Below are 26,970 nucleotides of genomic sequence, written 5' to 3'. Positions count from 1 at the left end.
ATCCGCGTTCATCCGCGTCCCATTCTTAAAAGGATTGGGGGGACTCCAGCGATTTCAATTTGCCCGAGCCACCCACGTCCAATGCCGATCGCTCGTCGCAGTGACGCTCGCCGAGTCAAAACCTCGCGCCGCGACCAGCTCGCGGACTTCGTCCACCGTCAGCGCCGCCCGTAGCGATTCGGCGAACATCTGCCGCGCGTGTTCCGATTCGCCAACCGTGTAGAGATCGACGAGCCGGTGCCACTCCGCTTCGCTCGCCGCCCGGAACAAATCGCGGACGAACAGCATCCCGCGGGGCCGCAACAGCTCCACCGCGCGATCGAAGAACATCGCCGGCTCGGACAAGTGATGCACTAAGCTGTTGCTCATTACCACGTCGTATGCCCCCGCGGACTGCTGTTTGGCGTCGGCGAGTTCCAGCCGAATGCGATCCGCGAGGCCCGCCCGCGCGATGTTCGCCCGCGCAACTTCCAGCATGTGCTCCGCCGCGTCGACCGCCACGACATGCACTCGCGCGTCACGCCGGCAAAGTTCGATCGGAATCAGCGCTGTGCCCGTCCCCAGGTCGACCACTTCGACGGTGCCTTCAATTGATCCCCACGCCGCCAGCAAGTCGTCGACGAATCGGCGATTCACCCCGCTGTGGTCCATCTGGTCGTACGCCACCGCCTCGTCGGGCGTGTCCATCACCTCGGGCTCAAGCTCGCGCTGCATCGTTTGATTCCTTTCAATCACTTGGCCGGCAGCAGATCAATCGCATCCAGCCCGAACTCGTGTCCCGAAGATAGTGGGTGCTTGCCAAGCACGCGAACCGTCACCCGATGAACACCCGCGGGCAATTCGTGCGTGCCAAGCTCCAACGACCCCGCCGGCGAGAGCTCGCCCGAGTAGAGATCGATCTTCTCTGGCGAGTGATCGTCGAGCATCGCCTCGACCACCCCACTCTCTGGCGACGCCGTGGCGAGCAAACGAACTCGGTACTTCCCCGGCTTGGCGACGGGGAAATCGAGTTCCACGCTACCCTCTTCCTCCGCCTTGCAGCGCAGGTCGCGAGAGTTGCTCCACATCTTATGGCCGCGCCCCAACATGCTACGCGGCTCGCACTTCGCATTGCTCGATGATGCAATTTCTAATTGCTCGGCTTCGAAGCGTTCGATCGGTGTCTCAGTCCCCGGTGCCGCGAGTGCTAGCCACACCGCGTCGTTACCATACTCGCGCACGTAGGCGTACGACATTCGCGCGTAGCCACCTTCGCCCCACTCGGGTCCATAGCTATTGCGAAACATGAGCGCCCCGCCACCCGGCAAGCTCGCATCGTCCTCGTAGCCCACCAGCACGATGCTGTGCCCGTCCCGCACGTGATCGGCCGAGGGGACTTCCATCAAGTCGTTGCCGCGCGGCTGCACGGGCCAGCGCAATCCGCACGCCACGGGATGTCCGGCCGCGAGCTGACGTTTGACTTCGATGAGCTCGTCGGCCGACAATCCGCTACCAACGTTCCATCGCTTGATCCAATGCACTTGCCAGCGATGCCGCCACTGGGCAGCCGATTCGACCATCGCTTCATCCGGCGTCACGCCACCTGGCGTGTCGGTGTAAGGAAACGCTGCGAGGTCCGCGATGCCAAGCTCATTGAGCCCGTGCGTCGCCTCGTAGAACATGGCCTGATCGCCCCGCCGCGCGGTCGCCTTGTTCGCCGCCCAAACCAAGTACTCCGGCGAGAACCGCGGAGCCTGCGCCGTCCGAGCAGTCGCTTCGTAATTTGCTATCGCCGTGATCGCAAACAACGAACACGTATTCCGCTTCCCTTGCCGCCCGCACTCGAGGCCGACCTCATCAAACCCCGGCCGCAGGTCGATCGACGTTGGCGACCCGTTCGAGGAACGATCCCCAATCGCGGCGAACAGCATCAACAGCGCAAAACCAAGAGCCGACATCATCAACCCAGGGGGCGAAAGGAAGCCGCCAACGCGGCACGGGAGGGGCGTTTAGTTTACCACTGCGACGATGCCGGTGTCGACTTAATAGTCCCCTTAGTCCCCTCTCCCCCAGATCGTTCGCGCGCAGTATTCTCCCATCGCGCGAACACCGCCGCGAACGATTTGGGGGAGAGGGTTAGGGTGAGGGGGCATGCCTTGCGAGTGGACGACGCCATCGGATAGTGTGGAAAACCACTTCTCGCATAGCGCCGCTCTAAGCCCCCACCCTAACCCTCCCCCCAAACGATTCCGCATCCGAACGTCATCGAACTCGTAACGCCCATCATGCGGAATCGTCCGGGGGAGGGAACTAATAGTTCTACGAAACCACCGGCAACTCGTATCCCGCGCGACTCGGTCGCGAGAGCATCGCGTTGCCTTCGTCGCAGTTGGTAAATTGCTCGGCTTGCGGGTCCCAGAACAGTGGCTCGCCCACTCGACCCACCGCGCGGGCGATGTTCACCAGCTCGCACAAGGTCGCCGAGCGCTGGCCGTACTCGATGTCGGCGTTGCAGCGTGTGCGGTTCTTGATGCACTCGATCCAGTTCTCGATGTGGTACGCCGTCTCGGGCCGGGTGTTGTGGCCTGGGTTGTCGGCCGCGCGGACTAGCTCGGCGGGATTGCTCGCTACTTTGTCGCGATTGATTTCGATCTTGCCATTCTCGCCGATGAAAATCGCACCGAGTCCCGGACCCCGATCGCCATCCAAGTGCAACCGCAGCTCGGTGCCGTTTTCCATGCGCATCCGAACTTTGCCTCGCGGACCGGCGAGGCGTGCCATGCCGTGGTAGTCGGTGCCGGTGTCGACGTCGCCCGTGTCACCGACAATCACGCCACCCACCGTCTCACGCGGCGCGAACTTACCGGCGTCGCGCACGGCCACCGCTTCTTCGAGCATCACTTCCACGGGCCCCGTCTCGTCGGTGCCGAGCGCGCGGTTGATCTGATCGTACGAATGCGCACCCCAGCCGGTAACGCCGAAGCACAATCCGCCCGAATCGTAATCCCACCACTGCCCCCAACCTTGAAACAGCGCGGCATCGTAAGGCCGCAGCTCGGCCTGGTTGGTCCAGATGTCCCACCACTTGTCGACGGGGCCCGTTACATCGGCCGACGTGGTTTTAGTCCACATCTCGGGACCGATGAAGTTCGGCGCGAGCACCGTCTTGATCTTGCCAATCGCGCCGTTCTTCACCAAGTCGCTCGCCCAGTTGTTCAGCGGCATGCTCCGCTGCTGCGTGCCAACCTGCGTCACGCGGTCGAGCGCCCGTGCGGCCTTCACCATCTCGCGCCCCTCGGCAATGGTCAGGCACATCGGCTTTTCGATGTACACGTCCATCCCCATCTGCATGGCGAGCACCGTGATCCACGCCCGCGCGTGCGTGGTGGTTTCGATCATCACCGCGTCGAGTTTCTCCTTCTCGATCATCGTGCGGAAGTCGTCGTACACGCCCCAAGCTTCGCCATTCGACAAGTCGCGAGCAAACGCCTCGGCCCGATCCTTCCGAACATCACACGCCGCGACGACCTTAAAACCTTTGACATCGTCCCCCTCGCGAATCATCCGCGCCCGGCCACCACAACCAATCACGCCAACCCGCACGGTCTCACTCGGAGGCGTCTTCCCCTCACGCCCCAAAGCCGAAGCCGAGATAAACGCGGGAAGCGCCACCGCCGCCGCACCGAGCTTAAGCGTCTCGCGACGCGTGTAACTATTTCGCATGAGTAGGCTTTCTGGGAGTGGTTATTTTGTTTAACAGAAGGAAACAAAGGGAACGAAGTAGTAGTGGAACATCGAATCAATGGATCGGTTGTTTTTGAACAGGAGGAAACGGAGAGAACGGAGAAGAGCAAGCTAACATTCGCTACCAGGGTGCGCTTCGGCTCGTACCTCGCCCGCGCGACCCTTCGCTCTGATGTGGTTCTACTTCGTAGAACGTGTATAGCTTCTTTTCCTTCCTTCGTTCTCTTCGTTACCTTCTGTTCCATACATCTTCTCTTTCTCCTCTGTCCCCTCCGTTGCCTCCTGTTCTCTTGTTTTCTTCATTCGCGAACATCAGCGTCATTCGCGGGCTGCCCGAATTCTGGCGAATCCGGCTACCTCAACTCTCGTAGTTTCACGCTTTTGAACTCCACCTTCATCGGCGGGCCTTGGTGCATTTGCAAAGCGAGCACGCCGTGGGGTAAGGCGAATTTCTTCTCGTAGTCTTCCACTTCGCACATCAGCGTGTCGTTGATCCACAAGGTAACTTTGGGCCCCACGGCGCGGATGCGGTACTCGTTCCAGTCGTCGGGCTTCACGGCTTTAAGCAACTTCGCGGCGTCCTCGAACGTCTCGACCGACTTGGTGCCATCCTCTGCGAACCGCACGCGCTGGCCCCGATTCGCCACCAGCCCGCGATCGTGCTGGTACAAGCAGCCGGTGTACTCGCCGGCCTTGTCTATGTCCGCCTGGTAGCCCCAGGTGTCGAAGTTTTCACGACGCTCGCTACGGAACTGCACGCCGGTATTAGCCGGACCCGCGATGCGATACACGACGCGAAGCTCGAAGTCGCTCGGCTCGCCTCCGGTCCAGAAGAGATAGTGCGAAGCATTGCACGGCCGCTCCGCCGTCGACTCGCACACCAAGAGGCCATCGCGAATGTGCCACCAATCCGGCGCCCCTTCCCAGCCGGTTAGGTCCTTGCCATTGAAGAGCTCGCGAAACTCTTGGCGCGAAGCATCCGACTTAGCGGTAGCCACTTCCTCCGCCACCACCGTCGCGCTACAGAGCAGCGCAATCGCCAAGATCATTCCGCCAAACAATCGCACGCGACACCTCACAAGCTGCTGAATGGAAACGAATTCCAGAGGCCCGAGTATAACGAGTGCCGCGCCGGGACGCGAAATATTGTGAGTCTCAAGCCCCCTCTCACCCGGCGCTTCGAAGGACGACCCGCTGAAGCAATTCTGCACGGGTGTGCGTATCGCAGGCGTCGGAGGCGTTGCAGAAAAACTTGCAGATCGCTTGAAAATGCAATGCCCACTCCGTCGCTCCCGCTCTAACACCCCGGGCCAGCGTGTCGGCGACAAAGACTGCTCGCACATATTCACGGGCATCCTCGATCGATTGCACCGCATAGAAATGCATCAGTTCACCGAATGCCCAAAGAACATCCTCGAAATTTATGCAGTCCCGCCCGCTCAAAAGCTCGACAAGTTGCCTTGCGGTCAGTCCAATGCCGTCATGGCCACAGTCTTCCAAGACCTGTGCGGCAAAGAGATCCCTGTCGAACGGAGTCTCTGTCAAATGCAACCAGAGCGTTTCGATTTCAATACAGGGATCGTGCATCATTGTGAGAGTTTAGTGGGTAGATCACGGTGTGACAAAAGTATTGGGGATAGGGGCAAATCGCGGAACTGCGCACGAAGTGTGCAACTACGGAACTCTCCCCATCAAGCCGGCTTCCCTCCGCTCACCCGCCTACGAACAGCAGGCTTAGTGTCGCCAGCACGGTCATAATGCCAAAGAACGGTGTCCAAGACAGAAGTTCCTTTTTGAATGCCCGCCGTCGTGAGCTCAAGCACCAGTTCCACAAAAGAACGAACAACAAAGTGCACCACGAAGCTACAACTGCCATCGCTACTGCTGTAAGGCTTATGCCGAACAGAATCACGACCAGTGGATAGTCGTTGTGTTTCAATTCAAGCCAAGAAGCGACGATGGTCAGCAGCACCCAACCCACAATCCCCAATACGAAGAGCGGGATGGGAGCGAATCGGCCGTTGCCATTCGATGGAGATTCCATTTTAGCTAAGTCTCCAGCAACTCCCGCTTCCGCTCTCTCCCGCGATCAAGCGAAGCCACGCACACCACGTACGCCAGAAAACTTATCGGCCAGTAGGCGACCGTGATCGCCACCACTAGGCACGCCGCAAACAGCCGACTTCGCGTGCGAGTCTCGCAGTCGAAGTACACATAGAGCGACGTCGCGATCCAGAACACCGCGGCCAGCACCGCGAAGGGGAGCGATACCCAGATCGAAAGCGTCTCGAACAGATCGCCGTTCATGGCACGATGGCTCCGGAGAAGTTGACAATCGCCCCGCGGCGAAGGTGCCGTGCAGTATAAGGAATCGCCGAGCGGGATGCATTCGGTATTTTCCAGTAGGCCAACGATCGGGTGGCACCGACTTTCGGCCGCTTGGTGCGTCGCCACTCATTCACTGGTCCCCGGCCGATTGTCGGTGTACGGAGCACAGGAGGTTTTGGCGTGCTCGAATGTGGGGCAAGACGCATCTTTGCCACTGTCCTCTTGTCGCCAGCACCCGAGTACCCCGAAGGGGTTTCGAATGTCAGCCCAGGGTTGCCCCTTCGCGAGTTCCACGAGCGGAGGGGCTACCCTGGGTAAACGAGCTCTCCTGCACGTCATTCCCGCGCAGGCGGGAATCTAGTCGCAACGCCTTGCCCCTGGGTCCCCGCCTGCGCGGGAATGACGATGGTGAACTGGCGAAAAAACGGAATGAATTCCGTTGTACGAACTATTTCCACTTTTTTGGAGAAACCGACTAGAAAGCGCGCTTCGGGTATGTTCTCATGAACACGTTCGCCGAAGTGGTGAACGTGCGTTCTTTGAAAACTGAATGAAACGGATAAACGCGGCGCTGAGCCCTCGCTCACGCGCTGGGTGGCTGGGGACGAGTCCCACGAGCCCCCAGGGGGGAACGCTGGGAGCTCGTAGAACTCGTCCCTAGACGCACTCGGCGCAGGTGGATGCCGTGAGGCGCCGGGTCGGCGCGGAGCTTGACCCGGCCTACTAAGATTCCCCCTTCCCACTTAGTAATGTCGCACCTGCGGCGTCGCGCTGCGACTTTACTCTGGCGAGGCGACTCGCCTCAGGCTTCGCAAGCGATTGAAGGGAAACAGCTTACGGCGAAACTCCCATGCGGCGGAAAATGAGTAATGTCGCAGGCAATGAAATTGTCACGAAAGTGGGACAAAACGGGACGTCAGCGTGCGGTCAACCACAGTCTGCCAAATTGTCTCATTTTGATCCACCCACGCGCATGTTGGGACACTTGGGATGGTACGAAATGCAATTATGGCAGCCCTTACAAAGGGAAAATTCTTCGAAATTGGGCGAACCAAAACCCACCCTTACTGCGTAAATGACGAACTGCACTGGGTTTACCCGATTTCGAGACCGGGAAGTCGGAAACTCAGAACCACCGGCGAGTCCTGTGGCACACCGGTTGCATTAGTGTTGTGTAGCGAGAGGCCAAGAGAGGGTGGAACCCGAATCTCTTGCCAATTGCCTATCCCGCCGTCCAGGGATGCGCGTAAAATGCGAGGATGGCGGGTACCCATTTTTGACGGGAGGGGAATCCACGGATCGGTTCCCTTGTGCGTCGAACTCTCCAAGAGAGGAGTTCGGATTATTATGAACGCTACACGCAAGGAACAACTCAAACAGATGAATACCCGCTCGGCCGCCAATAGCGGTCCTGAGGACGAAGAACTCTTGCTGGCCTACCGCGAGTCGGGCGACCAGGACAAGCTTGGCGAACTCGTTCGCCGTTACGAGCGCGAGCTTTATAGCTACCTGCGTCGCTTCCTAGGCGATGCGGCTTTGGCAGAAGACGCGTTCCAAAACACCTTCCTACAAGTGCACACCAAGTGCGACTCGTTCGATGGCTCCCGGCGTTTCCGCCCGTGGCTGTACACGATTGCCACCAACCAGGCGATCGACATTCAGCGACGTAATAAGCGGCACCAAATCGCCAGCCTCGACCGGCCGCAACGCTCGGCTCACGCCGAAGTCGGTACGTTGATGAACCTGCTGGAGTCGGGTGACGCGAGTGCGTCGGACAAGTTCGATCTTCGCGAGAAGATGGACTGGGTTCGCACGGCGGTCGCAGCCCTGCCCGAGCAATTGGCTTCGGCCATCGGTCTGGTTTACTTCCGTGGAATGAAATACCGCGAAGCGGCCGAAGAGCTGGCTGTGCCGGTTGGAACGGTTAAGAGCCGTCTCCATTCGGCGGTCCAGCAGCTTGGCGATGCGTGGGAACAGTCGCACGGTCGCCGCGGCGAATAAAGTTCGTTGCGAACGCTTTTCGCTCTTTGGGCGTAGAAATGGAGACGAGCCACTTCCTTACCAGCATCGCCAAAATGACCTGTGCGATGCGGGAAGTGTAGACTAACAACGGCTCCCCCGCCGATCTAAATCTCGGCGGGGGAGCTTTCCATCTACCGCTCCCCAAGCCTGTCAATCGACCCGGTGCCATGCGTGAAGATCTAATTGCCTACGCCCTGGGCGAGCTCAACGACGACGACCACGCACGGGTCGTAGCCGCCTTAGCTGCTGACCCTGAGCTTCGCGAGGAATTAGAGCAAGTCCGCGAATGCTTGGGCTGTGATGACAGTCAGCCGAAGAATCCGATCCCCCGAGGTCTCGCCGCCCGCACAACGGCCGGCATCTGTTCAGGAGAGATCACCGAGCCCCAGGAACCGCAGCCCCAGCGTTCCGCCGTAGCGAGCTTCGCCGCGAACAGCGGGTTCATCTCGCCGATGGACATGACCGTTGCAATCGGCATCCTCCTCACGCTCGGCAGCTTGCTGACTCCGGCAATTTACAGCAGCCGCAACGAAGCCCAGTTGGCCATGTGTACCAACAATTTGCGGCAGTTGGGCCAGACGATGGATCAGTACGCCATCCGGCATGCGGGATTTTACCCGGTGGTTCGCCCGGACGAGCACGCAGGCATCTTTGCCTCGCGACTGCGTGAACGAGAGTACGTAGCGCCGGCATCGCTCGATCAATTGTTCGTGTGCCCGAGTTCGCCGCTTGCCGAGCAGATGGCCCGCGATAACACCGAGTACCACGTGCCGACGCTTGCCGAACTGTCGCTGGCCAAAGGTCCGTGGCTCACTCAGTTGCAGCGTAACTCGTCGGGCAGCTATGGCTATCAGGCGGGGTACGTAAAAGGGAATCACTATCTACCAGCGTCTCGCCACGACCATTCGATGGTGCCGGTGTTGGCCGATGCTCCGAGCGTCGAGTCGAACTACTACGCCAGCGATAATCACGGTGGGAAGGTGGTCAACACGTTGTTCCAGGATGGCAGTGTGCGTGCTCTTTCGTCAGCGATGGTTCCTGGCGTGAACGACCACTTGTTCGTGAATCGCGACGGACAGCCTCAGTTGAGCACGAGCTGGCGAGACGCGGTGGTGCTACCCAGCGGTGCGATGCCGGGACTGAATTTCCCGGCGCAGCAGATGCCTGACCCCGTGTATCGCATCTTCTTCCGCGTGCATGTGTTCGTGCCGAGCACGTCGCCTTAGGCACTCGTTGCACAATCGCTACTTGTGGCACGCGTGCAACTTGGCTCTCTCTGTCATGTGGCGGAAACGCCACACGTGCCCTAGCTCGCCGGGCGAGACTGTCTCCTTTTGCCGGGAAAAACGTGCGCGTGGAGAAATGGAGCAGCACTGGCACGGGGGATGCGTTGGGCTATTCGCAACACAGCACCCTACGCCGGTCGCCGCCTCCCCTCGCTCATGCCACGACGCCGCTATGAAACTGCTCGAACTGCTGGAAGTCTCCGCACTCGTCGCCTCTCACGCCCGCTCACTCGCCTGCGACCAGCCTCAAGTTGCTGAGCAGGCGGTGGTCGATTACTGGGTGGCTTCGCGGTGTCGTTTTGACAGTTGGGGGCATGACCTCCGAGCTTACGGCGTGGCGGCGAGTAAGAGCGAGCATCGCCCGCTCACGCCCAGGCTGTTTCGATTGGCGGTCGAGATCGAGACGAGCGAAGTGCTCGCCCGGACGCTCGCCGCGCTCGGGTACGCTCACGACACGCAGCACCATCGCCACGAAACATCGCCGATCACGACCAACGTGCTTGCAGGCCAACGCGACGCTACCAAGCGAATGACCGCGTTGATCGCTGGGCGGGACGAGTCGGCGTTTCGCGATGTGGTGCGGTTCCGCAATCTCCGCACACGCTTGCATCACCTGACCGATCATCTGGTGGCGTGCTTCCTTCCGTTCGCCCAGGTCGCGCCGTTCGCCCACAACCCGCGTGACATCGAGCAACTCGGAACGCTAGCAGCCAGCCGAGTGGCGCGTGGTGGTGAATCGTGCGACTGGCCGACGCTGAGTGGGATGCTAGCGTCACTCGGGCATGAGTGTAGTGATGATGGGTCGAACGATCACGAGAACCATCAAGTGGCGGCATCGGCGATGGGACTGTTCGCACCCGAGATGTTCGACAGCTTCGGACTGTTGCGGAGCACCTGGCTAAGGCGATTGGAACGCACCGAGGGCGAAACCACGGTGCTGATTGACGAGTGGCTGGCGACCGAGGCACAGCCAAATCCGACGACCGTCAATCGAATTGTAAACAGCTAGCTGCAGCTACCTGGTGCTAGCATTTGGGCGAATTGCTCTGGGACGTGCTGGCGGAAGTGCTTAAACTCCGCCCCCACAGTTTGCACCCTTGAGTGTTCTACGTTCGTCCACGCGTCGGCAAAGGATTGCCCCCATGCGCTCGATTGCCATCATCAATCAAAAAGGTGGCGTTGGTAAAACTACCACCGCCGTGAACCTGGGTGCCGGTTTGGCACGCGAAGGAAAGCGTGTGGCCGTGGTGGATCTCGATCCGCAGGCGCACGCGACGCTGCACTTTGGCGTCGATCCGCGTAGCGCTCGGAACACCACCTATCACCTACTTACCGGCGATGCACAGTTCGCTAGCATGTGGCACACGGTGGACGATGGTCTTAAGGTGGCCGCTGCTCACTTGGACCTCGCCGCAGCAGAAGTAGAACTTGCGGGCGTAGTGAGTCGCGAAGCGATCTTGCGCGACAAGCTAGCACGCATTTCGTCCGACTTCGATTACCTGATCATCGACTGCCCACCGTCGCTAGGCCTCTTAACGCTCAACGCCCTGGCCGCGGTGGAAGACGTGTTCTTGCCGCTCCAGCCGCACTTTCTCGCTCTGCACGGCCTTAGCAAGCTGATGCAAACGGTCGGCCTTGTGGCTTCGCGGCTTAACAGTCGCCTGCGGATGGCGGGCGTGGTGCTCTGCTTGTACGAATCGGGGACGCGACTCGCCGGCGAAGTTGCTGGCGACGTGGAGGAGTACTTTACGCACCTCCGCAACGAAGGCCCCGTGTGGGAGCACGCCCGGCTGTTTAGCTCGCGAATCCGCCGTAATATCCGCCTCGCCGAGGCACCCAGCTTTGGCAAGTCGATCTTTGGTTACGACGCCTCGTCGGCCGGGGCGAACGACTACAACGCCCTCTGCAGCGAAGTGCTATCGTACTACGCCGGCCGTTCGCTGGTGGAAGGACCTCGGACGACGCTAGCTGCTCCTCCGGCAGCGTCGATGATCGAGCATCGCCACGCGGCGTAAGTATAGTCTTCTAGCTGCTTCATCGTGTCATTCCGACAGGAGTGAAGCGACTGAGGAATCTACGTTGCGTACCTGCGCCACGTGGCCACTTCGGGAAGCCTTGAGTTCGTGCCTGCTTCAGTGGCGCAGCAATTTCTATGGCAAGCTAGATTCCTCGGTCGTGTAACTCCCTTCGGAATGACACAAGGGAGTGCAATCCCGGCACCTTGCTCCTACTTCGGGACAATCCGCGCCTATTCGCGGGCAACCTTTGCGCGACCAACGGTCGCGTCTTTGCAGGTGCGTGTGCTATCGCGCGCGTTAAACCTTGCGGGCTGCGGTGAGCTTGCGCATTGCTGAAGCTCTTCTTTCGGTAGCGATTGCTCCGCTGCTGCCATGCCAATTCCGTGTCCGGTTAGCGCGATTATCGCGACCGACGGGCTTGTTACGTCGATGGATGGGGGTAGGACGCACCGCGCACAAGTTGGCGGAGGATTCCCACGCGGAATCAGCAAGTTTGGATCGACCAAGGATGGTTCGATTGATGCGCGTTCGCCCGCCGCACATACCACCGCGCTCTCTATGGCGCTGGCTGCGAATCCATAAAACGGAGTTTAGGAGGTCGCTCGGATGACGCTTTTACGTTTGGCTGGCCCGCGGACATTCGCGGCCCTGATGCTGATGATCACTGGAGGTTCGGCGGTAACGCTCAAAGCCGCTCCTTCCTACACGCCAGCGACTCCGCAGACCGCGACGCAAGGTGTTGCGCAGTACCCACAGTACTCGCAGTATCCTCAAGCCAACGTCACGGTTCCTCCGGTGCAGCCGCAGGTGTCGCCGTACGCGGTGACCACGCAGCCCGCCCAGCAACCGATGATGCAGCAAACGGTTCAGCAAGCGATGCCGCAAGCTCCTGTGCAGAACTATCGCGTGGCGCAGAACACCGCGCCTGGTGGGTATCAAATGCCCAACTACCAGATGCCGCAGTATCAGGCTCCTGTGAATCAGGCGCCGCAGTACCAAGCTCCGGCACCGGGTCAGCGGTTCGCGATGAACGACCCCACGCCTGCCGCCCCTGCGCCCGAAGCAGTCCCTGCGCCACCCGGAGCTCCGGCACCGAACGTGGCTCCCGCGCAGTACCCTGAGAACTACTCGAACCAACCCCAGGCGGCTGGTTACTCGAGCTACCCTGCGACTCAGCAAGGTGGTTGGGAAGGTTACGTTCAAGCACCGGGCCAAGCTCCTGGCCAAGGCTACCAAGGTGCTGGTTGCGAAACCGGAAATTGTGGCACCGAAGAGTGCGACCCCGGCATGACGGACTACCTCAAGGGTCACCTGACCGGCGCCGCGTGCGGACGTCAGTGGTTCTTCGGCGCGTACGCGCTGTTCATGACTCGTGACAATCCGAGCTACCACAAGTTTGCATCGCAGCTCGACATGCCGTCGTATCCGTACTACCCGTCGCAGAGCGAAGTGGTGTTGTCGACTGACGACATCGAGCCCGACTGGCAGTGGGGCGCGGAAGTTCGTTTGGGCAGCACGTTTGGTCGCTCGTGCGATCCTTGCGGTGCCGGTGCTCGTCCCTACGCTTGGGAACTCGTGTACTGGGGCCTTGCTGAAGACGAGCAGTCGGCGATGGTTTCGCTACCCGGCATGCCTCCGACAGACTACTACGACCCTCGCTTAGTCGGCATGATTAACTACGTGGGCTTGAACTACGACCGCGATGGTGCCGGTGGTGGTGCAGCTCGCCCGATGAATGATTACGTCGACTACGAAATGCCCGTCACCGATAATTCGGGCACCCCGGGCGACGTGGTGGTGCTCGGTGTTCGCGTCCGAAGCAAGTTCACCGCGCAGAACCTGGAACTGAACTTCATTCGCTTCCCGGTCGCTGGTTGCGGCTACGATCCTTGCTGCCCCCCTCGCTTCACGGTGAATGGCCTTGCCGGCGTACGATTCCTGCGATTGGATGACGACCTGGAGTATGCGGTCAGCGACACGGTAATGGACGGTTCGGGTACGCCGAACCCAGGTGAACCGACCGAATACGAAGGATTCCCCAGCGACGAGAACACCACCATCTTCCACGACATTAACGTCGACAACCAATTGGTTGGTTTGCAACTGGGTGCCAATATGAACTGGCTGATTGGTTGCAAGTGGAGCGCCTTCTGCGATACGCAGTTCGGCATCTACGGAAACAACATCGATAGCTACCAGCGTGTGTACGGCGGTGGCGACGGCATGGTGAGCTGGGCGAATGGCTCGACCAATCCGGTAGTGGTCAACTCCGACAAGACCGACGTGTCGTTCATGACCGAGGTACGTGCCGGTATGGGCTATCAGGTTGGCTGCAACTGCCGCATCACCGCTGCCTACCGCTTGATGGCTCTGACCGGGGTTGCCCTGTCGGGTGAGCAGATTCCGACCGACTGGTCGAGCCGCGACTACGTGGCGATCATCGACTCGAACGACTCGCTCATTCTGCACGGTCTGCAAACCGGTGTGGAGTGGAAGTACTAAGAAACGAGTACTAAGGAATAAGATCGCGACCCCCAAACCGCGCGGCCGCCCCCACGGCCGCGCAACCCCCAGCCCCGGCGACTCCTCCCCCTTCGGAGTCGCCGGGGTTTCTTTTTTGGTAGGGAGTGGATGGAGGGCAGTGGGCGGTGGGCAGTGAGTCACGGCGAATGCTGTCGTCCTGAGAGAGCCCTAGCGACCGCGCAGCTTTGGTAGCGACTCCGCTACTAACTTCTTGAACGCCGTGACGGGGGGAGCAATCGCCGACTTCCGCCATGCCATGACCAGCGGGATGGGCTTCATCGCAGGCGACAGCGGAACGAACACCACTTGCTCACGACGAAGGTTGCGCACTCCGTCGGGCACAATGCTAATTCCTTGCCCAGCGGCGACGAGCGTTAGCACCGTCGCCATCAGGTCGGCGGTTTGCACGATGTGGGGCGAGTAGTCGCACGCCAGGCACGCCGCGACCACGTGATCGTACAAACCAGGCGCCGCCGGGCGATCGAGTAACACGAATGACTCGCGCGATAGATCCGTCAGGCGGACACGACTGCGTGAACCGAGCGGATGAGACGCCGGTACCACGGCGAAGAACGGTTCGCTGAACAGCGTCTTCGTCTCGACCTGCGGATGCCCTTCGGGGAGCGGTCGCGTGAACGCCAGGTCGATCTCTCCGCTCTCCAGTGCGACTAGCTGCTGGTCGGGAGTCATCTCGCGCATGTGAATCGCCACTTCGGGCGAGGCTTCGCGGAACTGACGGATGAGCTCTGGCAGCAGGTACATCATGGGTGCCGCGAAGAATCCGATGGAGAGCCGACCGGTTTCGCCGCGGGATGCTCGTAGAGCATCTTCTTTTGCTTGGTCCGACGCGGCGAGGATCGTTCGCGCGTGGTCGAGAAACACTTCGCCCGCCGCGGTCAGTTGCACGACGCGCTTGGTGCGGTGCAGCAGCGGCGTGCCGATCTCGCGCTCCAGGTCGGCAATCTGCTTGCTGAGCGCGGGCTGAGCAATCCAAAGCCCCTCGGCAGCCCGCGAGAAGTTGAGCTCGGTAGCGACGGCGACGAAGTAACGTAGGTGCCTGAGTTCCATAACACTACTTATACCTTGAAGTTATAAGTACGCAACTAATTATGTATTTTACACCATCATGACGTGGCGGTATTCTTAGGGCACGACAGGCGTCCGAGTCGACGAACAAGACGACCAACAGACTTGCCACCCATCTTCCCAAACTAGTAGCCTCCTATGAATCACGACGACGCCCTGTTCCGACCTCTCCAGCTAGGTGCCATCGAGATTCCGCATCGAATGCTCATGGCTCCCCTGACGCGGGCCCGAGCTACCGACCGCGTTCCCAACGAAATGATGGCCGAGTACTACCGGCAACGCGCGGGGGCGGCGCTGATCATCTCCGAAGCCACGGCCATCAGCGAGCAGGGTTACGGCTGGCATGGCGCTCCTGGTATCTACAACGATGCGCAGGTGGAGGGTTGGCGGCGAGTTACCTCGGCGGTGCACGAAGCCGGCGGGCGGATGTTCTTGCAACTGTGGCACATGGGCCGCATCTCGCATCCCGACTATCAAGGTGGCAAGCTGCCGGTAGCTCCTAGCGCGATCGCCGCCACGGGCGAAGCCCATACGCCCACGGGTAAGAAGCCGTTCGTCACGCCGCACGCTCTGACACGCGAAGAGATCGCGAGCATCGTAGGTGACTACGCCGTCGCGACGCGTCGTGCTCGCGATGCGGGGTTCGATGGTGTCGAAGTGCATGGAGCGAATAGCTATCTGATCGATCAATTCTTGCGCGACGCGTCGAACCACCGCACCGATGAGTACGGCGGATCGATTGCGAATCGCCTGCGTTTCCTCGGCGAAGTAATTGCCGCGGTCAGCGACGCGTGGTCGCCCGATCGCACGGGGCTCCGCTTGAGTCCTACCATGAATGGCAATGGAATGGGCGACTCCGATCCTTTGGCGCTCTACTCCCAAGCTGCCGAGATGCTCAACGACTACCACTTGGCTTATTTGCACGTGGCGGAAGCGATCAAGCCCGGAAGACTGTTCAATCCCGACGCGCCCCGCGTCACGCCTACGATCCGCAAACTCTACAAGGGAGTGCTTGTGGCGAATGGCGGGTACGACAAAGCCTCGGCGACCCTCGCCATTGAAGAGTCGGCCGCCGACGCGATTGCATTTGGCCAATCGTTCCTCGCCAACCCCGATCTGCCAGCGCGATTCAAAGCCGACGCCCCGCTCAACACGCCGAACGTCACGACCTACTACTCCGAGGGCCCTCACGGGTACATCGATTACCCGGCGCTCGCGAACGCGACCGCGTGATTTCCTTGCCGTCGTTGCGCTTCGCGACTGGATACTCCTACAACCGAATAACGAGCGAACTACATGGATAAACTTATCTGGATCGGAATGGCCCTGGCGGCCGGCGCGGCGCTGCCGTTTCAAGGCGGCATCAACACGAAGTTGGGGAAGGCCGCCGCGAGTCCACTGCACGCAGCCTTCATTTCGTTTACGATCGGCGCGCTGGCGCTGTTGATCTACATCCTGGTTACCAAGCAGTCGTTCTCGTGGGCGGGGCTCAAGCAGGTGCCGCCGCAGTACTGGACCGGCGGAGTACTTGGAGCGTTCTACGTGACAAGCGTTATCCTTGCCTTCCCAAAGCTCGGTCCCGGTTTAACGTTTGGACTCATTGTCGCGGGACAACTCGTCATCTCGGTGCTGCTCGACCACTTCAATCTGATGGTCACCCAACCCCACGCGCTAAACCTCGGCCGCATTGCGGGCGTGATGCTCATCGTTGGGGGCGTAGTGCTGCTCAAGCGGTTTTAGTCAGGGGAGTTGCTGCTCCTCGGCTTGCTGCTTGGAATGGCGACGGCGAGTTGTTCTAATGAAGGCCCCGCCCGGCTTCCTCCGTAGGACTCTCTGCCATGACTCGCTTTGCGTATGCCGTACTGGTTGTGATTGCGTTTTCGAGCTCGACCGTGTTCGCCCAACCCGCGACGGTCGAACTGCCGGCTGACATCAATAAGAACTTTCTCGATCCCGAGCTCAACCCCGAGGAGTGGACCGAGAAGTTCGAGCAGGATGGCCGCGAGGCTTACGAGGCTCGGAATTTCATCCTCGAAGCGGTGGGCATTCAGTCCGGCATGCGCGTAGCGGATGTCGGTGCGGGGACGGGGCTGTTTACGGTACTGTTCTCCGAGGCGGTCGGCGATCAAGGGTGGGTGTACGCGGTCGATATCGCGCCGAACTTCATCGAGCACATCGCCCAGCGGGCCAAAGAGGCCGGCATTGCGAACATCACGCCGGTGCTGTGCAGCGACCAATCGATCAACCTGCCCCCCGAGTCGATCGACATCGCTTACGTCTGCGACACTTATCACCACTTCGAACACCCGACGGCCACGGTGGCGTCGATCTACAAGGCGCTCAAGCCCGGCGGCAAGTTGATTGTGGTCGACTTCGTCCGCGAAGAGGGCATCAGCTCCGACTGGATCCTCGGCCACGTCCGCGCAGGCAAAGAAGTGTTCAAAGCCGAAATCATCTCTACCGGCATGGAGTTCGTAGCAGAACCGAAGATCGAGACGATGGAAGAGAATTACTTGTTGGTGTTCCGCAAGCCATTGACTGGTAAGTGATGAAATTTGGGAACACTAATACGCGCTAATCTTCGCTAATAGGAGGATTCGGGCACTGTTAATTCTTTTGAACAGACGGAAACGAAGGGAACGGAGAACGGCATCTAAGCACTATCCTTCTCTGTTTCATTCCTCTGTTCTCTCTGTTTGCTCCTGTTGAATGCTTTTCGAACAGGAGGGAACGGAGAGAATGCGAATCAACGAGTCACTCCTTAATTCATTCTTCGTTTCCTTCGCTGTCTTCTGTTATTTCTTTTGAACAGAAGGTAACGAAGTTGAGTAGGGTGGGTAGTTCTGCTGGCGGAGTGTTGTTTGCAATTGTAATAGCTCTGTTCGCCAGCAGGTTTACCCACCGCGTCGCATGACAGAAAAGGTGGGTGAACCTGTCGGCGGCGAAGCAATAAAGGACGCTACGTTCCTTTCGCCGACAGAACCACCCACTCTACGTTCTGTTCCTAAACCTCACCATCGATAAGTGCTTGCATCGTTAAGCAACCCGATTGGGTGGTGTGCGATTGCGTCAACTTTTGAAAATCTTTTGCAAGAGGTTTGGAATCGCTTGACAAAGATTTCGGAAAGGTGCAAAGTGCGCAGGTGAATCGGGGAGGAATTGAGTGGCGACTCTTTCAATGGCCGCTCGAACATCCGAGGTTACGCTACTGGAGTGTTTCGACGCTTTTCTTGTGGCGAGTCTTACCGTGGCGATCTGCGCGCGGTGGTGCCTATCTGACTCGCTTGATGCATAGGTCTGACATCTACTGAAAGAGTAAGGAGTAATGAGATGACCTCTCGAATGGGTGCGCTATCGGTACGCGCGTGCGCGGGGATAGCTGTGGGGGTGATGGGGCTTAGTTCGTCGGCGTGGGCCGCCGACTATTACACGAGCATCCCGTACAACGCCGTGGTGAAAATCAATCCCAAAGGCGAAGGTGCGACGCCGGTTGGGCAAGTTTTTGGCAAAGAGTACTCGCACAATCAGGTGACGGGGGCGGATCCAAACACCGTGAGCCTTGGCGATCACGACGCCGCGGGCCTTCCTGACGTCAGCCAAGTGGTATCCTGGGATGGTCTACCAACGCCGCTTAACAGTGGAGCGGTTGATAGTTTTGACTACGAGCCGGGACTGCTGCAACGACAGGTCCAGCTTCGCGAAGTCGACGCCCTCGCCAATCGCGGCGACGCCCTGTTGCGGCAGTTGGTGCGAAACGAAGCAACGCTGTTATTCTCGATGACCAACGACACGGGGCTCGGCGGAGTAAAAAAGGCCCGAGTGCATTTCGAAGATCCCGATGCGCCGAATGCGGTTCAAGACCCGCTCGATATCTGGGCGGCGATCGAAGCACCGGTGGGCCCGGGCGCTGGCATCAATCATCACGATGTGTGGGACCTGGACGGCCTGGAAGTTTGGGGGCCTGAGCCACCGAGTCATAACCCCCGCTCGCCAAGTCCGGTGCGCGAAGGTTACGTGGGTGGTGGGCCTGGCGTCGGCGTACCGACCGGCGATGCCGATCGGTTCTCCTTAGACGTCGACTCGCATCCGACGAATGGATTCTCGGTATGGGCGTACGACATCAACACGGGCGGCGTGGCCGGCTGGGTACCTCACGTGGCGGTCGTCGATGCCGTAGAGGACTTATTCCTCGGCGCGGGTGTGGACTTCACGCAAGAGACTCGCAATCGAATCGACATCGATGCCTTGATGTCTCGCGATGTAAATAATCCTCCGTCGCCCACCGCGGGACCATCGTGGAACGCGGGCGACGAGCTTGTGTTCAGTCTCGATCCGATCTTGAATACCGAGTACGTCGACCAGTCGGGTCTCGGCGTGCCAGGTCCTATCATTGACGGTGGCGAGATCATGCACTTGGTTAGGTCGGCTACCGGCTTCACGATTAGCTTCCTTAATCATGGTGGTCACTTGTGGGACACCGCTTTCGATGTCAGCGCCACATTCGGCTACGAGTTCGAAGACGTCGACGCCATTGAGGCCGTTGGCGTGCTTGAAGGGACCGACATCACGATCCCCGAGCCGAGCAGCTTGCTGCTGGTGGGCCTCGGTGTCGCGATGCTTGGGTTCTATCGTCGCCGGTAAGTGAAAGTGGCAAATAGCTGGGGGGGGAACTTAATGGCGTCGTGCTTGCCATCGCGCAGGCACGACGCTTTTTTTGCGCGATTGGCCGTGCTGGGCGGGTGCGTGTGGCGGAAGTAGAATGTCAGCCTCTGACCATTTACTCTCACGCCATACCGACTTGCGCCATGGACTACCGCACGCTGATCACCCCCCAAGAACTTGCCGCGTTGCTGCCGACCGAAGACGTGGTGCTGGTAGATTGCCGGTTTTCGCTCGCCGACACCACTGCGGGCGAGACGGAATACATGACGAGTCATTTGCCGGGGGCGGTCTACGCGCATCTCGATCGCGATCTGTCGTCCCCCATCTCACCCACCTCGGGACGACATCCGCTGCCCGACGCCGGCAACTTGGTCGCCCGCTTCGCGGCGTGGGGCATTGATCATACGAAGCAAGTCGTGGCGTACGACAACTCGGGTGGGGCGTTCGCATCGCGGCTATGGTGGCTAGCCCGGTGGCTCGGCATTACGAAGGTCGCGGTGCTCGACGGCGGTTTCACCGCGTGGCAGGCGGCAGAGCTACCAGTGACCGCAGAAATACCACATCCCACGCCAACGCAGTTCTCCGCCGCGCCGCACAACGAACTTTGGATGAGTGCCGAGGAAGTTCGCGACTCCCTCGCGGCGGGGACCATCACGCTGATCGATGCCCGCGACCCGGAGCGATTCCGTGGCGAAGTCGAACCGATGGATACCGTTGCGGGGCACGTACCGGGGGCGATCAACATGCCGTTCAAAGGCAACCTGGACGCGAACGGTCGCTACCGCAAGCCAAGCGAACTCCGCGAACGCTTCGCCGCGATTGCCGATTCTCCGGAAAGCGCCGTCTACATGTGCGGCTCGGGCGTCACGGCGTGCGTCAATCTCTTGGCGGCTGAGCACGCAGGCCTCGGCGGCGGCAAACTCTACGCGGGCTCTTGGAGCGAGTGGATTCGCGATCCAACGCGCGGCGTAGCGATGGGGGAATGACCTCACACGTAGCTGGACTCGCAAGAGTTCAGGCCGCACTCAAATGACCCCCGAACTCTTGCGAGTTCAGCTACGCTTACGCCACCTCCGATGGTAGCGATTGTGCGGAGGAGTCCGGCTGCTACTGCCATTGGCGTTGCGGCTTTTCCCATTTCACATCGCCGCACTTGCCTATCCGGCAACCTAGTGTTTGGGATTACGCCACTCACTGGAGGTTGCCAAGGTGTTAAACGTACTGGTGGTCGACGATAGCCCGTTCATGGCTCGCGCTATGAAGGGGGTACTGGAATCGATGGAATTCAACGTCGTGAGCCTCGCGCACGACGGATTCGAAGGTTTTCAGAAGTTCCAAGACCTGCGCCCCGACGTGGTGGTGCTCGACATTACGATGCCGAACATGGACGGCCTGGAGTGCTTGGTGAAAATTCGCCAGCTCGACGGGGACGCGCGGATCGTGATGCTTTCCGCGGTACGGGACGAAGAGACGGTCGCGAAGTGCCTGGCGTCGGGCGCTGCCGCGTTCCTGCAAAAGCCCATTTGCAAAACGAATCCCGACGACCTCGCTCTGCTGCGGTCGACGATTGAAACTGCCGCCCACACCAAGTGCCCCACTAAGTGCTAGTCGCATGCCCAACTTACTCCACTACACCTCCAGCTACCAACGGATCACCGAGCGAGTGCTCGGCGAGATGTTTGGCGTTGCCGATGCCGTGGCTTCGGTGGCTGTCGAGATGACGTCGGTCAAGACACGCAAATCGTTCATTGTGTCGCTTTACTACACGGGCACGGTCTACGGCGAGTACCTGCTGGCCATGGACGAGGCCGTCGCCGCCCGCGTAGTTGGCGTCAACGAACCGATTGATGACGAGAACCGTGAAGAGATTCGCAGCGCGATCTGCGACGCGCTGACCGAGACGCTCAACGTGATCGTCGGCGAGGCGATCGTCGACCTCCAGGATTGCTTCGCGAAGCTCACGATCACCGCCCCGCGCGTTTACTTCGGCGAGATCCGCTATCCGCAGTTCCGCACGGGGAAGTCGGTGCTGCAGACTCCCATGGGCGAAATTGAGTGCTTCTTCTGCCTCGACCAGATGCGATTGAGCCTGGCTTCGTCCTACGAAGAAGCCGTGTCGTCGCTGGTGCACATCAACACCCAGCTCAAAGAGGCCAACCGCCGACTCGCCGAACACCAGCGTCAGTTGGTCCACGCCGAGAAGATGGCGTCGATCGGAGTTTTGGCGTCGGGCGTTGCGCATGAGATCAACACGCCGCTGTTCCTGGTCGACATGAACCTGGCGGTGCTGGACGAGAACGTCGCACTGATTGAAGCGATTCTTCGCCGCTACGAAGAGCTGGAAGGTGCTTTGCCCGAGCGGGCGCAGCGATCGAAGGCCGACGACAACTTTACCAGCCTGCTGAACGACACTCGAGAAGTGGTGAACGAAGCACGCGAAGGGGTGAGCCGCATCAAGTTGATCGTCGGCAACCTCAAGGAGTTCGGCGACCTCGACTGCACGGGCCTTGCCGAGTCGAACCTGAATCTGATCGCCAAGAACGCCACCAACCTGGTGTCGCACTTGCTGCCCGCTGGAAGCACGATCGAGCACCAACTCTGCGACCTGCCTGCCGTGCACTGCAACGCGGGCGAGATCGGCCAAGTGCTGGCGAACATCCTGACCAACGCCTGCCAGGCGATTGGCGAGAACGGTCGCATCGTCCTGCGAACCGAAGCGGGCGAAGACGACGTGCTGCTGGTGGTCGAGGACAACGGTGTCGGCATTGCCGAGGAGCACCTCGACCGGCTGTTCGACCCGTTCTATACCACCAAGGAAGTGGGCGAAGGTACTGGCCTCGGTCTCTCCATTTCCTACGGCTTGGTGAAGAAGCACTTCGGATCGATCTCGATCGAGAGCACCCGGACGGTGGGCACCAAGGTCACCGTACGCCTGCCCGTGGCAGCGAACGCGGCGTGCTGCTCATAGTACCTCCTTACTCCGTATGGAGAAGCAATTGGGAAAACTTGCTCTTAGTGCGAGTTTTCTAGAAGGCAAAGCATCACTTTAGGCCTCTCCATACGGAGTATGGAGGTACTTTAGGCCTCGTGCTTCGCTTGAATCCCGCTCGCTGGGGGCGTAAAACTTAGGGGAGACGCTGCGCTCGTCCCTTGGCTTCCACGTCCCCTGTCGAACCCCGCCGATGAACCTCCCCGGTCTGCCGCTCGCCATCAACGGCACGTTCCTCATCATTCTCGTCGTGGTGATCATCATCGCGGCGATGGTGTTCCTGACGATCTTCGCCCGGTACTTTCGGCTGTGGATTCAATCGTACATGACCAAGGCGGGCATCGACCTGTTCGACCTGATCCGCATGACGTTTCGCAAGGTGAACCCCTCGGTCATCGTGCGTAGCAAGATCATGGCGGTGCAAGCCGGACTCAACGACGATGAAGGACTAACGACCAAGGCCCTCGAAGCCCACTACATGGCCGGTGGCAATGTGCCTTTGGTGATTCGTTCGATGATCGCGGCCCGCAAGGCGAAGATCATCAACCTCGACTTCAAGAAGGCCACGGCGATTGACCTCGCCGGGCGCAACATCCTCGAAGCCGTGCAGACGAGCGTGTACCCCCGCGTGATCGACTGCCCCAGCCGCACGAGCAAGAAGCCGTCGCTCGACGCCGTGGCGAAGAACGGCATTCAGCTCAAGGTGAAGGCCCGCGTGACGGTGCGTGCCAATCTCGATCAGCTCATCGGTGGTGCGACGGAAGAAACCATTATCGCCCGCGTCGGCGAAGGCATCGTCAGCGCCATTGGCTCGGCCGACACGCACGCCGACGTGCTGGAGAATCCCGACCGAATTTCGAAGGCAGTGCTGGCGCGGCGGCTCGACTCGCAAACGGCGTTCGAGATCGTCTCGATCGACATCGCCGACATCGACGTTGGCGATAACATTGGTGCCCGACTGCAAGCCGACAAGGCCGAGGCCGACACCCGCGTGGCCCAGGCAAACGCCGAAAAACGCCGTGCGCACGCCGTGGCGACCGAACAAGAAAACCTGGCGAAGATCGTGCAGAACCGCGCGACCCTGGTCGAGGCCCAAGCCGAAGTGCCCCGGGCGATGGCCGAGGCGTTTCAGTCCGGCCGGCTAGGCATTCTCGATTACTACAAGCTGCAAAACGTGCAAGCCGACACCGAGATGCGCGAAGCGATCGCCGGCACCGGCGCGAAACGCTCCGGTGGCTAGTTCCCTCGTAGCCGGATTCGCCAGAATTCGGAGAGCCCTTCAGACGCCACTGAACTCTGGCGAGTCCAGCTACGCGAGATGACTTCTTAGTGCTCCTTATGCCAAACTTCTTCCAACCCGTGCTCGCCCTCGACCTGGGTCCGATCATCCAGGCGATCATCTTTCTGGTGATCCTGGCGTCGGGCGTGGTGAAGATGTTCCGCGAGTCGAAGGAAGCCCAGCAGCGCGCCGAGCGAGCACGGCAACAGCAACCGCCTCCCCCCGCACCGGGTGACGAGGACATGCTGCCCCGTCCCGCCGAGGGGCAAGCCGGGCAGGTTCGCAAACCGCAGCAGGAAGCGATCCGTTCGGAGGTCGAAGAGTTCCTGCGGCGCGTTGGCCAGAAAGTCGAAGACGAACGCCCCGCACAGCCCAAGCAGCAACAGCCGCCGCAGCGACGCAAGCAACCTCCACGCATCGAAGTGTTCGACGAGGAGTCGGGGTTCGATGTCCAGCAGCGGCCCAAGCAGTCGCACCGCAAACGCCAGCCACCGGCGAAGACCCAGCCACCCAGCCCGCCGCAGCCCAAGCCCCTCGCACCGCTGCGTCCGAGTGGCCAGGGAATCGAACGGGGCGAAACTGTCGCTCAGCACGTGGCCCAGCATCTGAGCCACCAAGACGACTTCGTCCGTCGGGCGTCGCAGCTGGGCGAGGATCTGGCTCAGACCGACGAGCGGCTCGAAGCCCGTTTGCACGAGAAATTCGATCACGGCCTGGGCAACCTAGCGGCTCGCCGCGAAGCCCGCGAGGCCGCCGACTTGGTCGAAGCTGGCATCGCCGGAACGCCCACCGCCGCTGAAAATCTGCTGGAAATGCTCTCTACGCCGCAGGGTATCCAGCAGGCAATCATCATGAACGAGATCCTCAACCGACCAGCCGACCGCTGGTAGGTGGCACGAGGGCCGCGCAGCCGCGCCAGCCCATATGGTCCTCCCAGGCGGCGTTGAAATGGCCGGGAAGGGCAATTTGCTCAAACCTCCTAAATTGACACCACTTTCTGGCCCTGACTATACTGCGGAGAGCCTTGGGCGAATAATTCGAGGAGCCACCAGCGACCCATTGTGTAGCCGGAGGCCTCCACTTGTCGTCCCTGAGCGGAACAGTCCCGCGGAACACCCCTAGCCAATCGCCCCCTTTGCTGGCGATTCGCTTCGCCCCCACCTCGATCGGCTCACTCCGTGCACCCTGTGTGCGGGGCGCGTCGGTGCGGCCACGTAAGCGATGAATCTACTCGGAAAAATCCTGGTCGTGCTCGTCACGCTGCTCGCCATCGGCTTTCTGGCCGTGGCGATCACCGTGTTCACCACGCATAAGAACTGGCACGCGGAGATCGTGGGGCAGAACACCCAGATCGCCACGCTCAATGCCCAGCTCGAACGTCTGAAGTCCGACTACAAACAGACCGAAGGCAATCTCGAACTGGAACTCGAGAGTGCCGAGAACCAAGTGGTCAAACTCGAGAACGAACGAGTCGCCCTGGCTCAGCGTAATGAACAAGCGCAGGCCCAGATCGACGAGCTTGCCCAGCAGCGTCGCGACCTGACGACCGCGGTGGCCCAGGTGCAGGCCATCAACCAGCGTCTTGGCGAAGAGAACCAGCAGCTGCAACAAACCATTGCCAGTACCTTGCAAGCGACCGACGCGGCATTCAACGAAACCGTGAAGTCGACCAGCGAGTTGCACGAAGCCAAAGTAATGCTCGAATCGCAATTGGAGCGCAACGCCCAATTGGTTGAGCAAGTTGGAGGAAAACAGTAGCGATGAATCTGATCGGCAAAATCTTCGTAGTCGCCATCGTGCTCATGAGCGTGTTGTTCATGTGGTTGGCGATGGCAGTTTACTCCACGCACAAGAACTGGCGCGAGGCCTACAACACGGTCCAGCAGCAGTACACGCAGCGGAACGCCGAGTACTCCAAGCTCGATAGCAAGTACAACACGGACATCGCCGAACTGCAGCGTCAGATCGATGTCGCCCAGACCGAAATCGCCAACTTGCAATCCGATCGGACCAGCTTGGTGGCCCAGCGTGACGACCTAGCGACAGAAATCAACGACCTGAAGCAGGAACGTCGCGACGCGACGGCTGCCGTCTCGTCGACCCAGGCCAACGCCGAGCGTCTAGCCAGCTCGAACACGGTGCTGCAGAAAGAAATCATCACCGCTCAGGAGGCTGCCGACGAATCGTTCAGCAAAACCGTGGCGGCCACCGCCGAGCTCCATGACACCGAAGCCAAGCTGAAGGTGGCTTCGGAGATGCTCGCGGCGATCACCGAGCAAGTGGCTGGCATGACGGAATACATGCGTAACGAAGGACTCGATCCCGCCATGCGCGTGGGCGACAGCAAGCCTAAAGTCGAAGGCTACGTCAGCACCATTCGCCGTCGTGCGGGCGACGAGACCATCGAAATCACCATCGGTTCGGACGATGGCGTGAAGCCCGAGCACACCGTCGAGATCTTCCGCTCGTCCGAGAATCCATCGCAAACCAAGTACTTGGGCCGGGCGATCGTGCTGAGCACCAATGGTGACCGTGCCTATGCTCGCATCATCCCCGAGCTGAAGAAGGGTCAAATCCAGGAGGGCGATCGTGTCGCAACCCGATTTAACTAGTTCGCCCCGCCCCGGCTTTGGTCCCAAGCCCAAGAGCAACATCTACATCGGCTTGATGGGTGTCGCCGCCATGTGCCTGGCGATTGGCTGCATCCTGCTGATCGTCGAGATCAACCGCTCGGCGAAGGACGCAGGCGTCGCCGCCGGTTGGTTCGGCGTCGTGACCGCCGCCCCTCGCTAAGTTTTCACTTCGAACAGAGAGCACTCCCGTGGCGCAGACCGACTTCAACGAGCAACCTCGCTCGATGGTGGTTCAAAAACCCAAGAGCAACATCTACACGGTGCTGCTGGGCATCTCGATGCTCGCGCTGATGATCGGCTCCGTCTTCCTGCTACTCGAGATCACCACTTATTCCGGCAGCTTCAGCCCCTCGGCCATCTACTCCGCCGTCGGCGGACCATAGTACCTCCATACTCCGTATGGAGAGGCCTGACATCACGC

At 60.2% G+C, this 26,970-nt stretch carries 26 protein-coding genes; 18 read left to right on the top strand and 8 right to left on the bottom strand.

All coding sequences use genetic code 11. The features are described 5' to 3' along the window. Nucleotides 1-54: 54 nt before the first annotated feature. From SH292x_RS01590 to SH292x_RS01560, 7 genes are all read right to left on the bottom strand, one after another. The gene (locus SH292x_RS01590) at nucleotides 55-714 is read right to left on the bottom strand and encodes a methyltransferase domain-containing protein (RefSeq protein ID WP_442483824.1); all 660 of its coding nucleotides are present in this window, start codon (nucleotides 712-714) and stop codon (nucleotides 55-57) included. A gap of 17 nt (nucleotides 715-731) precedes the next feature. Next, nucleotides 732-1,940, bottom strand: coding sequence for a C1 family peptidase (locus SH292x_RS01585; protein WP_442483823.1), 1,209 nt, complete (start codon nucleotides 1,938-1,940; stop codon nucleotides 732-734). Nucleotides 1,941-2,298: 358 nt separating this feature from the next. Then, nucleotides 2,299-3,702 carry a Gfo/Idh/MocA family protein gene (locus tag SH292x_RS01580; protein ID WP_442483822.1) on the bottom strand — a complete coding sequence of 468 codons (1,404 nt, stop codon included), beginning with the start codon at nucleotides 3,700-3,702 and terminating at the stop codon, nucleotides 2,299-2,301. 374 nt (nucleotides 3,703-4,076) lie between these two features. Next, entirely contained in the window at nucleotides 4,077-4,790 is a 714-nt protein-coding gene (locus SH292x_RS01575; RefSeq protein WP_442483821.1) for a 3-keto-disaccharide hydrolase, read from the bottom strand. A 100-nt stretch (nucleotides 4,791-4,890) separates the two neighbouring features. Further along, complete coding sequence (locus tag SH292x_RS01570; RefSeq protein WP_442483820.1) at nucleotides 4,891-5,313, bottom strand: hypothetical protein; 423 nt, start codon at nucleotides 5,311-5,313, stop codon at nucleotides 4,891-4,893. 121 nt (nucleotides 5,314-5,434) lie between these two features. Further along, complete coding sequence (locus tag SH292x_RS01565) at nucleotides 5,435-5,767, bottom strand: hypothetical protein (RefSeq protein WP_442483819.1); 333 nt, start codon at nucleotides 5,765-5,767, stop codon at nucleotides 5,435-5,437. A gap of 5 nt (nucleotides 5,768-5,772) precedes the next feature. Next, complete coding sequence (locus SH292x_RS01560; protein WP_442483818.1) at nucleotides 5,773-6,030, bottom strand: hypothetical protein; 258 nt, start codon at nucleotides 6,028-6,030, stop codon at nucleotides 5,773-5,775. A 1,368-nt stretch (nucleotides 6,031-7,398) separates the two neighbouring features. On the opposite strand from SH292x_RS01560, the gene SH292x_RS01555 reads away from it, so the two are divergent. The 5 genes from SH292x_RS01555 (at nucleotide 7,399) to SH292x_RS01535 (ending at nucleotide 13,879) form a co-directional block, all read left to right on the top strand. Beyond that, a complete protein-coding gene (locus SH292x_RS01555) occupies nucleotides 7,399-8,052 on the top strand; it encodes an RNA polymerase sigma factor (protein WP_442483817.1) in 654 nt (217 codons plus the stop codon). 188 nt (nucleotides 8,053-8,240) lie between these two features. Beyond that, complete coding sequence (locus SH292x_RS01550; RefSeq protein WP_442483816.1) at nucleotides 8,241-9,299, top strand: hypothetical protein; 1,059 nt, start codon at nucleotides 8,241-8,243, stop codon at nucleotides 9,297-9,299. A gap of 232 nt (nucleotides 9,300-9,531) precedes the next feature. After that, nucleotides 9,532-10,368, top strand: coding sequence for a hypothetical protein (locus SH292x_RS01545; protein ID WP_442483815.1), 837 nt, complete (start codon nucleotides 9,532-9,534; stop codon nucleotides 10,366-10,368). A gap of 133 nt (nucleotides 10,369-10,501) precedes the next feature. Continuing rightward, a complete protein-coding gene (locus tag SH292x_RS01540; protein WP_442483814.1) occupies nucleotides 10,502-11,374 on the top strand; it encodes a ParA family protein in 873 nt (290 codons plus the stop codon). Nucleotides 11,375-11,983: 609 nt separating this feature from the next. Then, nucleotides 11,984-13,879 carry a BBP7 family outer membrane beta-barrel protein gene (locus SH292x_RS01535; RefSeq protein ID WP_442483813.1) on the top strand — a complete coding sequence of 632 codons (1,896 nt, stop codon included), beginning with the start codon at nucleotides 11,984-11,986 and terminating at the stop codon, nucleotides 13,877-13,879. A 189-nt stretch (nucleotides 13,880-14,068) separates the two neighbouring features. Here the strand turns inward: SH292x_RS01535 and SH292x_RS01530 are convergent, their stop codons facing one another. After that, the gene (locus SH292x_RS01530) at nucleotides 14,069-14,968 is read right to left on the bottom strand and encodes a LysR substrate-binding domain-containing protein (RefSeq protein WP_442483812.1); all 900 of its coding nucleotides are present in this window, start codon (nucleotides 14,966-14,968) and stop codon (nucleotides 14,069-14,071) included. 156 nt (nucleotides 14,969-15,124) lie between these two features. Between SH292x_RS01530 and SH292x_RS01525 the strand changes: the two genes are divergently transcribed. The 13 genes from SH292x_RS01525 (at nucleotide 15,125) to SH292x_RS01465 (ending at nucleotide 26,932) form a co-directional block, all read left to right on the top strand. Continuing rightward, a complete protein-coding gene (locus SH292x_RS01525; protein ID WP_442483811.1) occupies nucleotides 15,125-16,219 on the top strand; it encodes an alkene reductase in 1,095 nt (364 codons plus the stop codon). A gap of 63 nt (nucleotides 16,220-16,282) precedes the next feature. Next, entirely contained in the window at nucleotides 16,283-16,726 is a 444-nt protein-coding gene (locus SH292x_RS01520; protein WP_442483810.1) for a DMT family transporter, read from the top strand. A 98-nt stretch (nucleotides 16,727-16,824) separates the two neighbouring features. Then, nucleotides 16,825-17,535 (top strand): class I SAM-dependent methyltransferase, encoded by a 711-nt coding sequence (locus SH292x_RS01515; RefSeq protein ID WP_442483809.1) that lies wholly within the window; start codon nucleotides 16,825-16,827, stop codon nucleotides 17,533-17,535. Between the two features lie 781 nt (nucleotides 17,536-18,316). Further along, nucleotides 18,317-19,627, top strand: a complete 1,311-nt coding sequence (locus tag SH292x_RS01510; protein ID WP_442483808.1) for a PEP-CTERM sorting domain-containing protein — start codon at nucleotides 18,317-18,319, stop codon at nucleotides 19,625-19,627. Nucleotides 19,628-19,791: 164 nt separating this feature from the next. After that, a complete protein-coding gene (locus tag SH292x_RS01505; RefSeq protein WP_442483807.1) occupies nucleotides 19,792-20,634 on the top strand; it encodes a sulfurtransferase in 843 nt (280 codons plus the stop codon). Nucleotides 20,635-20,857: 223 nt separating this feature from the next. Beyond that, nucleotides 20,858-21,256, top strand: coding sequence for a response regulator (locus SH292x_RS01500; RefSeq protein ID WP_442483806.1), 399 nt, complete (start codon nucleotides 20,858-20,860; stop codon nucleotides 21,254-21,256). Nucleotides 21,257-21,260: 4 nt separating this feature from the next. Continuing rightward, nucleotides 21,261-22,616, top strand: coding sequence for a sensor histidine kinase (locus tag SH292x_RS01495; protein WP_442483805.1), 1,356 nt, complete (start codon nucleotides 21,261-21,263; stop codon nucleotides 22,614-22,616). A gap of 214 nt (nucleotides 22,617-22,830) precedes the next feature. Then, nucleotides 22,831-23,877, top strand: coding sequence for a flotillin-like protein FloA (floA, locus tag SH292x_RS01490; protein ID WP_442483804.1), 1,047 nt, complete (start codon nucleotides 22,831-22,833; stop codon nucleotides 23,875-23,877). 98 nt (nucleotides 23,878-23,975) lie between these two features. Beyond that, nucleotides 23,976-24,806 carry a hypothetical protein gene (locus SH292x_RS01485; RefSeq protein ID WP_442483803.1) on the top strand — a complete coding sequence of 277 codons (831 nt, stop codon included), beginning with the start codon at nucleotides 23,976-23,978 and terminating at the stop codon, nucleotides 24,804-24,806. 331 nt (nucleotides 24,807-25,137) lie between these two features. Continuing rightward, nucleotides 25,138-25,674, top strand: a complete 537-nt coding sequence (locus SH292x_RS01480; protein ID WP_442483802.1) for a hypothetical protein — start codon at nucleotides 25,138-25,140, stop codon at nucleotides 25,672-25,674. Nucleotides 25,675-25,676: 2 nt separating this feature from the next. Next, a complete protein-coding gene (locus SH292x_RS01475) occupies nucleotides 25,677-26,528 on the top strand; it encodes a hypothetical protein (RefSeq protein WP_442483801.1) in 852 nt (283 codons plus the stop codon). Then, nucleotides 26,506-26,709: a hypothetical protein gene (locus SH292x_RS01470; protein WP_442483800.1), complete on the top strand. Its 204-nt coding sequence runs from the start codon at nucleotides 26,506-26,508 to the stop codon at nucleotides 26,707-26,709. The genes SH292x_RS01475 and SH292x_RS01470 overlap by 23 nt, the downstream gene beginning before the upstream one ends. 28 nt (nucleotides 26,710-26,737) lie before the next feature. Then, nucleotides 26,738-26,932, top strand: a complete 195-nt coding sequence (locus SH292x_RS01465; RefSeq protein WP_442483799.1) for a hypothetical protein — start codon at nucleotides 26,738-26,740, stop codon at nucleotides 26,930-26,932. Nucleotides 26,933-26,970: the final 38 nt, after the last annotated feature.

The organism is Aeoliella fuhlenseeensis (assembly GCF_052161615.1).
Lineage (GTDB): Bacteria > Planctomycetota > Planctomycetia > Pirellulales > Lacipirellulaceae > Aeoliella.
Note: the sequence above shows the minus strand (reverse complement) of the source record. Positions and strands in the feature narration are given on the sequence as shown.

Excerpts from the sequence above, each read along its gene's own strand:
- SH292x_RS01520 (WP_442483810.1), top strand. The coding sequence starts at position 16,283 with ATGGATAAACTTATCTGGATCGGAATGGCCCTGGCGGCCGGCGCGGCG.
- SH292x_RS01555 (WP_442483817.1), top strand. The coding sequence starts at position 7,399 with ATGAACGCTACACGCAAGGAACAACTCAAACAGATGAATACCCGCTCG.
- floA (WP_442483804.1), top strand. The coding sequence starts at position 22,831 with ATGAACCTCCCCGGTCTGCCGCTCGCCATCAACGGCACGTTCCTCATC.
- SH292x_RS01545 (WP_442483815.1), top strand. The coding sequence starts at position 9,532 with ATGAAACTGCTCGAACTGCTGGAAGTCTCCGCACTCGTCGCCTCTCAC.
- SH292x_RS01540 (WP_442483814.1), top strand. The coding sequence starts at position 10,502 with ATGCGCTCGATTGCCATCATCAATCAAAAAGGTGGCGTTGGTAAAACT.
- SH292x_RS01475 (WP_442483801.1), top strand. The coding sequence starts at position 25,677 with ATGAATCTGATCGGCAAAATCTTCGTAGTCGCCATCGTGCTCATGAGC.
- SH292x_RS01515 (WP_442483809.1), top strand. The coding sequence starts at position 16,825 with ATGACTCGCTTTGCGTATGCCGTACTGGTTGTGATTGCGTTTTCGAGC.
- SH292x_RS01590 (WP_442483824.1), bottom strand. The coding sequence starts at position 714 with ATGCAGCGCGAGCTTGAGCCCGAGGTGATGGACACGCCCGACGAGGCG.
- SH292x_RS01560 (WP_442483818.1), bottom strand. The coding sequence starts at position 6,030 with ATGAACGGCGATCTGTTCGAGACGCTTTCGATCTGGGTATCGCTCCCC.
- SH292x_RS01525 (WP_442483811.1), top strand. The coding sequence starts at position 15,125 with ATGAATCACGACGACGCCCTGTTCCGACCTCTCCAGCTAGGTGCCATC.
- SH292x_RS01495 (WP_442483805.1), top strand. The coding sequence starts at position 21,261 with ATGCCCAACTTACTCCACTACACCTCCAGCTACCAACGGATCACCGAG.
- SH292x_RS01485 (WP_442483803.1), top strand. The coding sequence starts at position 23,976 with ATGCCAAACTTCTTCCAACCCGTGCTCGCCCTCGACCTGGGTCCGATC.
- SH292x_RS01505 (WP_442483807.1), top strand. The coding sequence starts at position 19,792 with ATGGACTACCGCACGCTGATCACCCCCCAAGAACTTGCCGCGTTGCTG.
- SH292x_RS01585 (WP_442483823.1), bottom strand. The coding sequence starts at position 1,940 with ATGATGTCGGCTCTTGGTTTTGCGCTGTTGATGCTGTTCGCCGCGATT.
- SH292x_RS01510 (WP_442483808.1), top strand. The coding sequence starts at position 18,317 with ATGACCTCTCGAATGGGTGCGCTATCGGTACGCGCGTGCGCGGGGATA.
- SH292x_RS01480 (WP_442483802.1), top strand. The coding sequence starts at position 25,138 with ATGAATCTACTCGGAAAAATCCTGGTCGTGCTCGTCACGCTGCTCGCC.
- SH292x_RS01535 (WP_442483813.1), top strand. The coding sequence starts at position 11,984 with ATGACGCTTTTACGTTTGGCTGGCCCGCGGACATTCGCGGCCCTGATG.
- SH292x_RS01565 (WP_442483819.1), bottom strand. The coding sequence starts at position 5,767 with ATGGAATCTCCATCGAATGGCAACGGCCGATTCGCTCCCATCCCGCTC.
- SH292x_RS01550 (WP_442483816.1), top strand. The coding sequence starts at position 8,241 with ATGCGTGAAGATCTAATTGCCTACGCCCTGGGCGAGCTCAACGACGAC.
- SH292x_RS01530 (WP_442483812.1), bottom strand. The coding sequence starts at position 14,968 with ATGGAACTCAGGCACCTACGTTACTTCGTCGCCGTCGCTACCGAGCTC.
- SH292x_RS01580 (WP_442483822.1), bottom strand. The coding sequence starts at position 3,702 with ATGCGAAATAGTTACACGCGTCGCGAGACGCTTAAGCTCGGTGCGGCG.
- SH292x_RS01570 (WP_442483820.1), bottom strand. The coding sequence starts at position 5,313 with ATGATGCACGATCCCTGTATTGAAATCGAAACGCTCTGGTTGCATTTG.